11 protein-coding genes and 1 riboswitch are annotated in these 12,152 nt (G+C 71.2%); of the genes, 10 read left to right on the forward strand and 1 reads right to left on the reverse strand.

What is annotated here, in order from left to right; translation table 11 throughout:
• Window positions 1-50: 50 nt before the first annotated feature.
• From MYF83_RS39050 to glgX, 7 genes are all read left to right on the forward strand, one after another.
• Window positions 51-1,736, forward strand: a complete 1,686-nt coding sequence (locus MYF83_RS39050; protein WP_248965851.1) for an isovaleryl-CoA dehydrogenase — start codon at window positions 51-53, stop codon at window positions 1,734-1,736.
• Between the two features lie 78 nt (window positions 1,737-1,814).
• A riboswitch (guanidine-I (ykkC/yxkD leader) is annotated at window positions 1,815-1,916 on the forward strand.
• Window positions 1,917-1,964: 48 nt separating this feature from the next.
• Window positions 1,965-3,119, forward strand: a complete 1,155-nt coding sequence (locus MYF83_RS39055; protein ID WP_248965852.1) for an agmatinase family protein — start codon at window positions 1,965-1,967, stop codon at window positions 3,117-3,119.
• Window positions 3,119-4,105 carry an ABC transporter substrate-binding protein gene (locus MYF83_RS39060; RefSeq protein WP_248965853.1) on the forward strand — a complete coding sequence of 329 codons (987 nt, stop codon included), beginning with the start codon at window positions 3,119-3,121 and terminating at the stop codon, window positions 4,103-4,105. The genes MYF83_RS39055 and MYF83_RS39060 overlap by 1 nt, the downstream gene beginning before the upstream one ends.
• Window positions 4,102-5,046: an ABC transporter permease gene (locus MYF83_RS44065; protein WP_248965854.1), complete on the forward strand. Its 945-nt coding sequence runs from the start codon at window positions 4,102-4,104 to the stop codon at window positions 5,044-5,046. The genes MYF83_RS39060 and MYF83_RS44065 overlap by 4 nt, the downstream gene beginning before the upstream one ends.
• Window positions 5,043-5,810, forward strand: coding sequence for an ABC transporter ATP-binding protein (locus MYF83_RS39070; protein ID WP_248965855.1), 768 nt, complete (start codon window positions 5,043-5,045; stop codon window positions 5,808-5,810). Before MYF83_RS44065 ends, MYF83_RS39070 begins: the two co-directional genes overlap by 4 nt.
• A 42-nt stretch (window positions 5,811-5,852) precedes the next feature.
• Window positions 5,853-6,281 (forward strand): OsmC family protein, encoded by a 429-nt coding sequence (locus MYF83_RS39075; RefSeq protein WP_248965856.1) that lies wholly within the window; start codon window positions 5,853-5,855, stop codon window positions 6,279-6,281.
• A 370-nt stretch (window positions 6,282-6,651) separates the two neighbouring features.
• Window positions 6,652-8,775, forward strand: coding sequence for a glycogen debranching protein GlgX (gene glgX, locus MYF83_RS39080; RefSeq protein WP_248965857.1), 2,124 nt, complete (start codon window positions 6,652-6,654; stop codon window positions 8,773-8,775).
• 25 nt (window positions 8,776-8,800) lie between these two features.
• Here the strand turns inward: glgX and MYF83_RS39085 are convergent, their stop codons facing one another.
• The gene (locus MYF83_RS39085; RefSeq protein ID WP_248965858.1) at window positions 8,801-9,343 is read right to left on the reverse strand and encodes a PadR family transcriptional regulator; all 543 of its coding nucleotides are present in this window, start codon (window positions 9,341-9,343) and stop codon (window positions 8,801-8,803) included.
• 57 nt (window positions 9,344-9,400) lie between these two features.
• On the opposite strand from MYF83_RS39085, the gene MYF83_RS39090 reads away from it, so the two are divergent.
• From MYF83_RS39090 to MYF83_RS39100, 3 genes are all read left to right on the forward strand, one after another.
• Window positions 9,401-10,207: an alpha/beta hydrolase family protein gene (locus MYF83_RS39090; protein WP_248965859.1), complete on the forward strand. Its 807-nt coding sequence runs from the start codon at window positions 9,401-9,403 to the stop codon at window positions 10,205-10,207.
• A 171-nt stretch (window positions 10,208-10,378) separates the two neighbouring features.
• Window positions 10,379-11,101, forward strand: a complete 723-nt coding sequence (locus MYF83_RS39095) for a pyrimidine reductase family protein (protein ID WP_248965860.1) — start codon at window positions 10,379-10,381, stop codon at window positions 11,099-11,101.
• A gap of 44 nt (window positions 11,102-11,145) precedes the next feature.
• Window positions 11,146-12,152 (forward strand): ATP-dependent DNA ligase (locus tag MYF83_RS39100; RefSeq protein WP_248965861.1); only part of this gene is annotated, 1,007 nt, incomplete at its 3' end.

A 12,152-nucleotide genomic window follows, 5' to 3' on the forward strand; every position in this document is an offset into this window, starting at 1 on the left:
CGAGCATCCCACTGTTCCGGAGAAATGTTGAGATGGATGGCGAAGCACGCATGGAAAGCACGATTCGGCATCGCACAGGTGCGCACCGACACCGCCCGGAGGCTCCCTTGACGCACGAGGTCACCAACCAGGTCCCCCCGCTCACCGGCCATGACGTGTCGGCCGATCCCGCCCTTGTGGAAGGCGTGAACCGCGAGGACGCCGACTGGGCGCTCGGGGAGCTGCGCGCCCTCGGGACGCTCGCCGGGTCGGCGAAGGCCCAGGAGTGGGGCCGGCTGGCCAACGAGAACCCCCCGGTCCTGCGCACCCACGACCGGTACGGCAACCGGATCGACGAGGTGGATTTCCATCCCGCCTGGCACGAGCTGATGACGGTCGCCGTGGAGCACGGCCTGCACGCCACGCCCTGGGCCTCGCCCCGCCCGGGGGCCCACGTGGCGCGTGCGGCCAAGTTCTACGTGTGGTCCCAGGTGGAGGCCGGTCACGGCTGTCCCATCTCGATGACCTACGCCAGCGTGGCGGCGCTGCGCCACACCCGGGCCCTCGCGACCGAGTGGGAGCCGCTGTTGGAGTCCCGCAGCTACGACTTCGGCCTGCGCCCGGCCGCCGCCAAGCGCGGGGTGCTCGCCGGGATGGCGATGACCGAGAAGCAGGGCGGCTCGGACGTGCGCGCGAACACCACCCGCGCCGAGCCGCTGGGCGACGGCACCTACGCGATCACCGGGCACAAGTGGTTCAACTCGGCGCCCATGTGCGACGCCTTCCTCGTGCTGGCGCAGGCCCCCGGCGGGCTCTCGTGCTTCCTGCTCCCCCGGGTCCTGCCGGACGGCTCGCGCAACGCGATGCGGCTCATGCGGCTGAAGGACAAGCTCGGCAACAAGTCCAACGCCTCGGCCGAGGTCGAGTACGAGGGGGCGGTGGCCTACCTCGTCGGCGAGGAGGGCCGGGGGGTGCGGACCATCATCGAGATGGTCAACATGACCCGGCTCGACTGCGTCATCGGCTCGGCCTCCGGCATGCGGTACGGCGTGGCGCATGCGATCCACCACGCGACGCACCGCCGGGCGTTCGGCAAGGCGCTCGCCGAGCAGCCGCTGATGCGCGGCGTGCTGGCCGACCTGGCCCTTGAGTCCGAGGCCGCGACCGCCGTCATGACGCGTCTCGCGGGGGCCACCGACAAGGCGATCCGCGGCGAGGCCGGCGAAAGCGCGCTGCGCCGCACGGCGCTGGCCGCGGCGAAGTACTGGGTGTGCAAGCGGGCGCCGGTGCACGCGGCCGAGGCGCTGGAGTGCCTCGGCGGCAACGGGTACGTCGAGGAGTCGCAGATGCCGCGGCTGTTCCGGGAGTCGCCGCTCAACGGCATCTGGGAGGGGTCGGGCAACGTCGCCGCCCTGGACCTGATTCGGGCGCTCCAGCGCGAGCCGGAGGCCGCGGACGCGTTCCTGGCCGAGGTGGGGCTCGCCCAGGGCGCCGACCGCGCGCTGGACGACGCCGTGGAGCGGTTGCGCAAGACGCTGACCTCGGCCGGGGAGCCGGAGGCTCGGCGGCTGGCCGAGGAGATGACGCTCGTGCTCCAGGGGTCGCTGCTCGTCCGGTACGCGCCCGCCGCCGTGGCCGACGCCTTCTGCGCCTCGCGCCTGTCGGGCGACTGGGGACGGGCCTTCGGCACGCTGCCGCGCGGCCTCGACCTGGACGCCGTCATCGAGCGGGCCCGGCCCGCCTCACGGAGTGCGTAGTACGTCACCGACCCGCTACGGACGGGAAACACGGAGGAAACAGGCCGAGGCTGTCATGAGAGGGACTCACCGGCTCGGGTGAGGCGCACCTAGGGTTCCGCCCTCGCCGCTCGCGAGGGGCTGGTCCGAGAGGTGCAGGCGGCCTCGGCCGTTCCACGGCGGGACAAAAACCCGGGAGACAGTCATATCGGCTGCCTCCCGTGTGAGGCGTTCTCGAAAGGGAGTGCCGTGGGTCACCTCCACGACCACTACGGACCCGAAGCCCGCTACGCCGTCGAGCGCGAGGCAGAGCTTCCCCTCACCATGCACCGGCGCGAGATCGAGCGCGGCCTGGAACTCGGCCTGCCCGGCGCGGACTCGATCGTCGACCGGACGATCCCGACCTTCTCCCGGGGGGAGCTCCCGCACTTCGCCGGCATCAACACCTTCCTCAAGGCGCCGTACGTCGAGGACGTGCGGCGCTGCGGGGAGTTCGACGTCGCGGTGCTGGGCGCGCCGTTCGACGGCGGCACGACCTACCGTTCGGGCACGCGGTTCGGCCCGCAGGGCATCCGCAAGATCTCGGCGCTGTACGGGCCGTACAGCTTCGAGCTGGGCGTGGACCTGCGCGAGTCGATCACGATCGCCGACCTCGGGGACGTCTTCACGATCCCGGCCAACATCGAGAAGACCTTCGACCAGATCAGCAAGGCGGTGTCGCACGTCTACGCCAGCGGGGCGTTCCCGGTGGTGCTGGGCGGCGATCACTCGATCGGCTACCCGACGGTCCGCGGCATCGCCGAGCACGTTTCCGGAAATGTCGGCATCATTCACTTCGATCGGCACGTCGACACCCAGGAGACCGACCTCGACGAGCGGATGCACACCACGCCGTGGTTCCACGCGACCGACATCCCCAACGTGCCCGCGAAGAACCTCGTGCAGATCGGCATCGGCGGGTGGCAGGCGCCCCGGCCGGGCGTGAAGGTCGGCAGGGAGCGCGGCACCACCATCATGACGGTCACCGACTGCGTCGAGATGGGCATCGAGGCCGCCGCCGAACGCGCGCTCGAGGTCGCCTGGGACGGCGCCGAGGCGGTCTGGCTGTCGTTCGACGTCGACTGCCTCGACGCGGCATTCGTCCCCGGCACGGGCTGGCCGGAGCCCGGCGGCTTCCTCCCCCGCGAGGTCCTGAAGTTCATCCAGCTCATCGCGGACGCCCGGCCGCTCGCCGGGATCGAGGTCGTCGAGTGCGCGCCGCCCTACGACAACGCCGAGATCACCGCGCTCATCGCGACCCGCGTCATCTGCGACACCCTCGGGTGCCTGGTGCGCGCCGGCCATCTCCCGAAGCGTGCCGGCGCGCACGCGAAGCCAGACCAGTCTGAGAGGGGAGCCGAGTGATGCTCCGACGCCTCATCCTGCCCGCCGCCGTCCTGCTCGTCCTCGGCACCGCCTGCGCGGCCGAGCAGGACGCCACTCCCCCGGCCGCCTCGGGGGCATCGACCGTCAAGCTCGGCTTCAGCGCGTGGCCCGGCTGGTTCCCCTGGCAGGTCGCCGAGGAGAAGGGGCTCTTCGCCAAGAACGGCGTCAAGGTGGAGCTTTCGTACTTCGACAGCTACACCGACAGCCTCAATGCCCTGGCCACCGGGAACATCGACGCCAACAGCCAGACGCTGAACGACACCCTCGCCTCGGTGGCCGGCGGCGCCAAGGAGGCCGTCGTCCTGGTCAACGACAACTCCAACGGCAACGACCAGATCATCGCCAGGGACGGGGTGAAGAGCCTCGCCGACCTCAAGGGCAGGACGGTGGCGGCCGAGCAGGGCACCGTGGACCACTACCTGCTGCTGCTCGCGCTGCGGAAGGCGGGTCTCAGCGAGGCGGACGTGAAGTTCCAGCCGCTGGCGACCGACGCGGCGGCCGCCGCCTTCGTCGCGGGCCAGGTGGACGCCGTCGGCGTCTTCGCCCCGTTCACCACCACCGCGCTCAAACGGCCCGGCAGCACGACGATCGCCAGCTCGGCCGACTTCCCCGGCGCCATCCCCGACCACCTGGTGGTGACCAAGGACCTGCTGGGCAAGGACGCCAAGGCCGTGCAGGCACTGGTGAAGACCTGGTTCGACACCCTCACCTGGATCGCGGCCAACCGGGCGGAGGCGGTGAAGATCATGGCCGAACGGGCCGGGGTGAGCGTCGCCGACTACGAGACCTACGAGAAGGGCACCACGATCTTCACGCTGGAGCAGAACCGGGCGGCGTTCGCGAGCGACCTGCCCGCCCGGGCGAGGCAGATCTCCGACTTCCTGGTCTCCAGCAAGCTGGTCGACACCGCTCCCCCGCTGGACGGCCTGCTCGAACCCAAGTTCGTCCAGGGGGTCCAGCCGTGACCGGCGTCCCGGCGCGGGCCGGAGCCCCCACCCGGCAGGCCGCCGACCCGGGCGCGCACGCGGACGTGGACGCGGGCGCGCACGTGAACGCAGACAGGGGCGCGCACGTGAGCGCAGACGTGAGCGCGGGCGGCCGTCCCTGGAGCGGGGTGCGCCCGGGACGGCGGATCCGGCTGCTGAACAGCGGCGTGTCCGCCCGCGTGGCCTGGGTGCTGCGCGCGCTGTCGGTGCTCGTGCCGCTCGCCGCGTGGCAGGCGCTCAGCGCGAGCGGGCTGGTGAACCCGACCTTCCTGCCCTCCCCGGCCGCCGTCTGGGCGGCGGGGAACGCGATGGCGGCGAGCGGGGACCTGTGGTCGGACCTGGCCGCGAGCCTCGGCCGCATCGGGCTCGGCTTCGCGCTCGCGGTGCTGATCTCCGTGCCGCTCGGGTTCACGATGGGGGCGCTGCCCTGGGCGCAGGCGCTGCTCGAACCGATGATCGGCCTGCTTCGCTACCTGCCGGCCTCCGCCTTCATCCCGCTGCTCATCATCTGGCTCGGCATCGGGGAGGCGTCCAAGGTGGCGCTGCTGGTCCTCGGGGTCGTCTTCTTCAACACACTGATGACGGCCGACGTCGTGCGCCAGGTGCCCCGGCGGCTGCTGGAGGTCTCCGCGACGCTCGGCGCGGGGCGCCTGAGGGTCGCCTCCCGCGTGGTCTTCCCGTACGCGCTGCCCGGCATGATCGACGCGATGCGGGTCAACGCGGCGGCGGCCTGGAACTTCGTGGTCGTGGCCGAGCTGATCGCGGCCACCTCGGGGCTCGGCTACCGGATCACCCGGGCCCAGCGGTTCCTGCAGACCGACCGGATCTTCGCGATTCTCGTGCTGATCGGCCTGATCGGGCTGGCCATCGACGTCCTGCTCCGCCTGCTGCGCACGCGGATCGGAAGGTGGGCCGGATGACGCTGCGCCTGGAGAACCTCGGCAAGGAGTTCGCGGCCGGGCGGCCGGTGCTGGCCGACCTGGACGTCACGATCGCGTCCGGCGAGTTCGTCTGCGTGGTCGGGGCTAGCGGGTCGGGCAAGTCGACTCTGCTGTCGCTGATCGCCGGCCTGATCCCGCCCACCACCGGCCGGATCCTGCTGGACGGCGAGGAGGTCACCGGGCCGGGGCCCGAGCGCGGGCTGGTGTTCCAGACCGCGTCTCTCTACCCCTGGCGCAGCGTGGCGCGCAACGTCGCCTTCGGGCTGGAGGCGCTGCGCCTGCCGCGCGCCCGGCGCCAGGAGCGGGTCGGACGGCTGCTGGAGGAGGTGGGCCTGGCCCATCTCGCCGGCGCGCTGCCGGGGCGGCTGTCGGGCGGCCAGCAGCAGCGCGTCGCCATCGCCCGGGCCCTCGCGTGCTCGCCGCGCGTGCTGCTGCTCGACGAGCCGTTCGGCGCGCTGGACGTGCAGACGAAGGAGGACATGCAGCTGTTCATCCGGCAGGTGTGGCAGGACGTGCCCACGACTGTGATCATGGTCACCCACGACGTCGAGGAGGCCGTCTTCCTCGGCCGGCGGGTGCTCGTCCTGTCGTGCGATCCGGGCAGGATCGCCCGTGACCTGGCCGTCGACCTGCCCGCCGAGCGGGCGCTCACCGAGAAGCGGTCACCGGAGTTCCTCGCGATGCGCGCCGAGGTGGAGGATCTCGTCCGTGCCGAGCACCGCGCGCATCAGGCGCGCGTGTAGGTTCGGCATGGAATGACCTCAGCATCGAAGGGATGAATCGCTATGGCGACGACACGTACCGCGACGACCCAGTGGAAGGGCGCGCTGCTCGACGGCTCGGGTACCGTTTCGCTCGACACCTCGGGCGTGGGGACGTTCGAGGTCTCCTGGCCCTCGCGCGCCGAGCAGGCGAACGGCAAGACCAGCCCCGAGGAGCTCATCGCGGCGGCGCACTCCTCCTGCTACTCGATGGCGCTGTCGCACGGGCTCGCCCAGGCCGGCACGCCGCCGCAGCAGGTGGAGACCAAGGCCGACGTGACGTTCCAGCCAGGTGAGGGCATCACCGGCATCGTGCTGTCGGTTCGGGCGCAGGTGCCGGGTCTGTCCGCGGAGGACTTCCAGGCCGCGGCCGAGACGGCCAAGGCCGGCTGCCCGGTGAGCAAGGCCCTGGCGGGCACCACGATCACGCTGAACGCCGAGCTGATCGGCTGAGAAGTCCCGTACGGCCCCCGCGTGCGACGTCGCGCGGGGGCCGTGCCATGCCCGGACTACTGACGCATAGAGGGTTTTACGAACTTTTAGGGCTATATATGCACGTTTGACCGTTTTGGAGTACCTTGATGCCACGCTCGACGACGCGGCCACCGCTCCCGGCGCCGAGCGACCCCGCCTGGCCGGAAAGATCTGGTAAATCAGACCAACGGCCCTAATATCGACAGTAGAGCCGGAACGCAAGCATCCAGGTATGCGGCAACGGAGCCCTCCCCGGAAAGGAGCCGACCGGGCGCCCGGATCACGACAGAGCAACAAGCCGCGCGATCGAGCTGCACCGCGACCCGTTCCACGACCACAATGAGGCTACATGCGTGAGGTCTGGCCTGGAGAGCCGTACCCTCTGGGCGCCACCTGGGATGGCGTGGGTACGAGTTTCTCGCTCTTCTCCGAAGTCGCCGACCGGGTCGAGCTCTGCCTCTTCGACGACGCCGGCGAGGAGACCCGCATCGACCTCCCCGAGGTCGACGGATTCGTCTGGCACGGTTACCTGCCCGGCGTCATGCCCGGCCAGCGGTACGGCTACCGCGTCCACGGGCCCTACGACCCCGCCGCCGGGCACCACTGCGACCCCGGCAAGCTGCTGCTCGACCCCTACGCCAAGGCCATCGAGGGCGAGGTGCGCTGGGACCAGTCGCTGTTCGCCTACCAGTTCACCGACCCCTCCAAGCGCAACAGCGACGACAGCGCGCCGTACATGCCGAAGAACGTGGTGATCAACCCGTTCTTCGACTGGGGCGACGACCGCCCGCCCCGCACGCCGTACCACGAGACCGTGATCTACGAGGCGCACGTGCGCGGGCTGACGATGCGCCACCCGGAGGTGCCCGAGGAGCAGCGCGGCACCTACGCCGGCCTGGCCCATCCCGCCGTGATCGAGCACCTGGTGGGGCTCGGCGTGACGGCCGTGGAGCTGATGCCGGTGCACCAGTTCGTGCCCGAGCACGCGATGGTGGCGCGCGGCCTCACCAACTACTGGGGCTACAACACGATCTCCTTCCTGGCCCCGCACAACACCTACTCCAGCTCCGGTCAGCGCGGCCAGCAGGTGCTCGAGTTCAAGGCGATGGTGAAGGCCCTGCACCAGGCGGGCATCGAGGTCATCCTCGACGTCGTCTACAACCACACCGCCGAGGGCGACCACATGGGCCCGACGCTGGCCTACCGCGGCATCGACAACGCCTCCTACTACCGGCTGCTGGACACCGACAAGCGCCTGCTGCTCGACTACACCGGCTGCGGCAACTCCCTGAACGTCCGCTCCCCCCACGCGCTCCAGCTGATCATGGACTCGCTGCGCTACTGGGTCATGGAGATGCACGTCGACGGCTTCCGGTTCGACCTGGCCGCCGCGCTGGCCCGCGAGCTGCACGACGTCGACCGCCTGTCGGCCTTCTTCGACCTCATCCAGCAGGATCCGGTGATCTCCCAGGTCAAGCTGATCGCCGAGCCCTGGGACGTCGGCCCCGGCGGGTACCAGGTGGGCAACTTCCCGCCGTTGTGGACCGAGTGGAACGGCAAGTACCGCGACAGCGTGCGCGACTTCTGGCGGGGCAGCCCGTCCGGCCTCCCCGAGTTCGCCTCGCGCCTCGCCGGCTCCTCCGACCTGTACGCGACCAGCGGGCGCCGTCCGGTCGCCTCCATCAACTTCGTCACCTGCCATGACGGTTTCACGCTGGCCGACCTGGTCTCCTACGACCACAAGCACAACGAGGCCAACGCCGAGAACAACCGCGACGGCACCGACGACAACCGCTCCTGGAACTGCGGGGCCGAGGGGCCGGTCGAGGATCCGGCGATCGTCGGGCTGCGCCGGCGACAGCGCCGCAACTTCCTGACGACCCTGTTCGTGTCGCAGGGCGTGCCGATGCTGCTGCACGGCGACGAGATCGGCCGCACCCAGCGGGGCAACAACAACGCCTACTGCCAGGACAACGAGGTCTCCTGGGTCGACTGGTCGCTGCTGAGACCCGAGTCAGAGCTGCTCGACTTCGTCCGCACGCTCGCCAGGTTCCGCAGGGAGCACCCGGTCTTCCGGCGCCGCCGCTTCTTTCTCGGCCGGGTGCCGGAGGGCGACGTCCGCGACATCGTGTGGCTGACGCCGTCGGGCAAGGAGATGACCTCCGGCGACTGGCACAGCGGCTTCGGCAAGGCGATGGCGGTGTTCCTCAACGGCGAGGCGATCAGCGAGCCGGGCCCCCGGGGCGAACGGATCACCGACGACTCGTTCCTGCTGCTGGTGAACGCCCACCACGAGAACGTCACGTTCGCGCTCCCCGGCCCGGAGTTCGGCCCCGGCTGGCAGGCCGTGCTCGACACCGCCGACGAGCACCCCGGCCAGCGGCGCTCCCCGGCCGAGGTACGCCGGCCGGGCGCGCTCATCGCGGCCACCAGCAGATCCATGCAGATCCTGCGCTCCACCGCCCGCCCCTGACCCCGCCGGCCCTGACCGGACGCCGTCAGGCGCCGGCGCCGAGCTGCTCGATCATCCACCTGCACCAGGCGGCGCGGTGCCGCTCGTAGCTCAGCCCGCACCACAGCGTCGCGTAGCTGCCGAACGCCGGCTCCCCCGTCGCCGGAACCGTCTGGAAGCCCGCCTGCTGCCGCTCGTACTCCGCGATGCGCTCCTCGTGCAGGGCGAGCTGGTCGCGGAAGAGCTCCGCGACCTCGGCGGGATCGGCGAGCCATGACGCGTAGGTCTTCAGGACCAGCTCGTCGCGCTCTGGCCGGGCGCGCGCCGGCTCGGTGACCCATTCCCGCAGGGCCACCCGGCCCTCGGGGGTCAGATGGTAGACCTTCTTGCCCTGCGGGCCCGGCCCGTGCTCGGCCTCGAACCGCACGAGGCCGTCGGCCAGCAGCTTCTGCAGGTCGGTATGGATCTGGCTGTGCCTGGCCGTCCAGAAGTAGCCGAGGGGACGGCTCATGGCGGCCGTGAGGTCGTAGCCGGTCCGCGCACCCTTGGCCAGCACGGCCAGGATCGCGAAACCCAGTGTTGAGGTCATCGCCTTCCAAGGGTAGTGTCCCGCTCTATGTCAGTTCTGACATAGAGCGAGGTGTTCATGAGAGCGATCGCCGGGTTGGCGGCATTGGTCATGGTGCTGGGCGCATGCGGCGGCGAGGGCGGTACGGCGAGCTCGGACCGCGCGGCCGTGACCCCCTCCGCGCCGGCCACCCCCACCCCCGTCACGTCCCCGCCGGCCCCGGCGTCCTCCCCCGCGGCGACGCCCACAACCCGGCCGGTGTCCAAGGGGCCGAACCTGTCGGGCTGCTACACCAAGGCCGACGGCAAGATCTTCACCTACGGGAAGGAGGACCTGCCGGGCGTCGTGATGGGCAAGGGATCGACGGGCGCGGTGATCTCCTATGAGCGCGGCGGCAACGCGTGCACCTGGCGGCCGCTGGCGGACCGGCTGGTCTCCTCGGGCTATCGCGTGCTGCTCTACGCCCGCGACCTGGTGGCCATTCCCTCGGACAACATCGCCGCCATGGCCAAGCGGCTCGGCAAGGAGCGCGGCGTGAAGCGGCTGTTCCTGGTCGGCGGCTCGGTGGGCGGCCTCATGTCCGTGACGGCCGCGCTCGAACTGGACGGCGAGGTCGCGATCGCGGGGGTGGTCGACCTGGCCGGCCCGCCCGACCCGGCGGAGACCGCCCGGCTGACGGTGCCGCTGCTCCAGATCACCGCCGAGAACGACGGCAGGGTCCCGCAGGGCATGAAGACCGCCCACGACGCGGCCACCAGGGCGCCCGACCGGCAGTTCGTCGTCATCGAGGGCGAGTCGTCCCACGCGTCGTGGCTCTTCGACACCCCTCACGGGCCGCAGGTCCTCGACACGATCACGACCTTCATGGACCGTCACCGGGCCTGACCGGGGCGCTTCCACGCCCCGCCGCCTCACCGTCGCGGCGGCGGGGACGGGCAGAACGGCGTAACGCTACGCATCCCATTTCTCGCAAATAGCTATATATGCTGAGGCGTTACTCCAACCACCGCCCATCCCCTCCACGATGCGCCTGTCCGACTGTGCCAAGGTAGAGACGTGCGACGGATCCTTCCCAGCCCCGCGGACGACGTCGATCTCGCCGATGCCTACGCCTATCCCCGGCGCGACTGGCTGCGGCTCAACATGGTGGCCGGCGCCGACGGCGGCACCTGGCTCAAAGGCGTGTCGGAGGGTCTCTCCGGCAAGGGCGACCGGCGCGTCTTCGGCGTCCTGCGCGGCCTCGCCGACGTGGTCCTGGCCGGCGCCGCCACCGTGCGCACCGAGGCGTACGGCCCGGCCCGCCCGCGCCCGTCCTGGCGGGAGCTCCGCGAGGGACGGCCGCTCGCGCCGCCGATCGCCGTCATCACCCGGCGGCTCGACCTCGACCTCGCGAGCCCGCTGTTCACCGAGGCGGAGCCGTACGCCAGGACCATCGTGATCACCACCGAGCGCGCCCCGAAGGACCGCCGCGAGGAGGCCGCGAGGTACGCCGACGTGATCGTCGCCGGCGACGATCGGGTCGACATGGCGCTCGCCGTGGCGGCGCTGAGCGAGCGCGGCCTCGGCCGGATCCTGTGCGAGGGCGGCCCGAGGATCAACGGGCAGCTCGCGGCGGCCGGCCTGGTGGACGAGCTGTGCCTGACGATCAGCCCCCTCCTGACCGGCGGCGACGCGGCGCGCATCCTCAACGGCCCCGCCTCCAGCACCCCCCTCAACCTCTCGCACGTCCTGGAGGAAGAAGGCTTCCTCTTCTGCAAGTACACCCGGGAGCCGAATTGAACCTTCCCGACCGGCCACACCCCTCCGAAGGCCCCGAGCCTCCCATGGCCGACCCGACCCCGCCCACCGCGCCGGAGCCGTCCCCCGCCCCGGACCCGACGCCGGGACCGGAGCCCTCCGCCGCGCCGCAACCCGCCGGCCGGCGCAGGGGCGCCGCCCCGCCCGAGCCGCCGCCCGAGATGAACCTTCCGGTGCCCCCGCCGGTGGCTCCCATGCTGGCCAAGGCGGTCAAGGAGGTGCCCGCCCAGGACGGCACCCTGCTGTACGAGCCGAAGTGGGACGGCTTCCGCTGCATCGTGTTCCGCGACGGCGACGAGGTGTACCTCGGCAGCCGCAACGAGCGGCCCTTCAACCGCTACTTCCCCGAGATCATCGAGGCGGTCAGGCGCGAGCTGCCCGAGCGGTGCGTCGTCGACGGCGAGATCGTCCTGCGGCAGGGCCAGAACCTCGACTTCGACGCCCTCCAGCAGCGCATCCACCCGGCCGCCTCGCGGGTGAAGCTCCTCGCCGAGCGGACCCCGGCCTCGTTCGTCGCCTTCGACCTGCTCGCCTGCGGCGACGACGACCTGATGGAGACCCCGTTCGGCGAGCGCCGCGCCCGGCTCGTCGACGCGCTGGCCGGCGCGGGCGACCGGATCCGGCTCACGCCCGTCACCGCCAGCGACGAGCGCGCGGGCGAGTGGTTCGAGATGTTCGAGGGAGCGGGCCTCGACGGCATCGTGGTCAAGCGCACCGACCAGCCGTACGAGCCCGACAGGCGCACGATGTTCAAGGTCAAGCACGAGCGCACGGCCGACTGCGTCGTGGCCGGATACCGCGAGCACAAATCCGGTCCGGTCGTCGGGTCACTGCTGCTCGGCCTGTACGACTCGGCCGGCGTGCTGCACCACGTGGGCGTGGCGGCATCCTTCCCGATGAAGCGCCGCGCCGAGCTCATCGACGAGCTCAAGCCCTACCTCCTGGAAGACCTGGGCGGGCACCCCTGGAGCTCCTGGATGTCGCAGGACCAGAGCACCACCCAGCGCATGCCGGGGGCCATCTCCCGCTGGAG

This window comes from Sphaerisporangium perillae, from assembly GCF_023276435.1.
In the GTDB taxonomy this organism is placed as follows: Bacteria; Actinomycetota; Actinomycetes; order Streptosporangiales; family Streptosporangiaceae; genus Sphaerisporangium; species Sphaerisporangium perillae.

Excerpts from the sequence above, each read along its gene's own strand:
- MYF83_RS39050 (WP_248965851.1), top strand. The coding sequence starts at position 51 with ATGGAAAGCACGATTCGGCATCGCACAGGTGCGCACCGACACCGCCCG.
- MYF83_RS39060 (WP_248965853.1), top strand. The coding sequence starts at position 3,119 with ATGCTCCGACGCCTCATCCTGCCCGCCGCCGTCCTGCTCGTCCTCGGC.
- MYF83_RS39070 (WP_248965855.1), top strand. The coding sequence starts at position 5,043 with ATGACGCTGCGCCTGGAGAACCTCGGCAAGGAGTTCGCGGCCGGGCGG.
- MYF83_RS39075 (WP_248965856.1), top strand. The coding sequence starts at position 5,853 with ATGGCGACGACACGTACCGCGACGACCCAGTGGAAGGGCGCGCTGCTC.
- glgX (WP_248965857.1), top strand. The coding sequence starts at position 6,652 with ATGCGTGAGGTCTGGCCTGGAGAGCCGTACCCTCTGGGCGCCACCTGG.
- MYF83_RS39085 (WP_248965858.1), bottom strand. The coding sequence starts at position 9,343 with ATGACCTCAACACTGGGTTTCGCGATCCTGGCCGTGCTGGCCAAGGGT.
- MYF83_RS39090 (WP_248965859.1), top strand. The coding sequence starts at position 9,401 with ATGAGAGCGATCGCCGGGTTGGCGGCATTGGTCATGGTGCTGGGCGCA.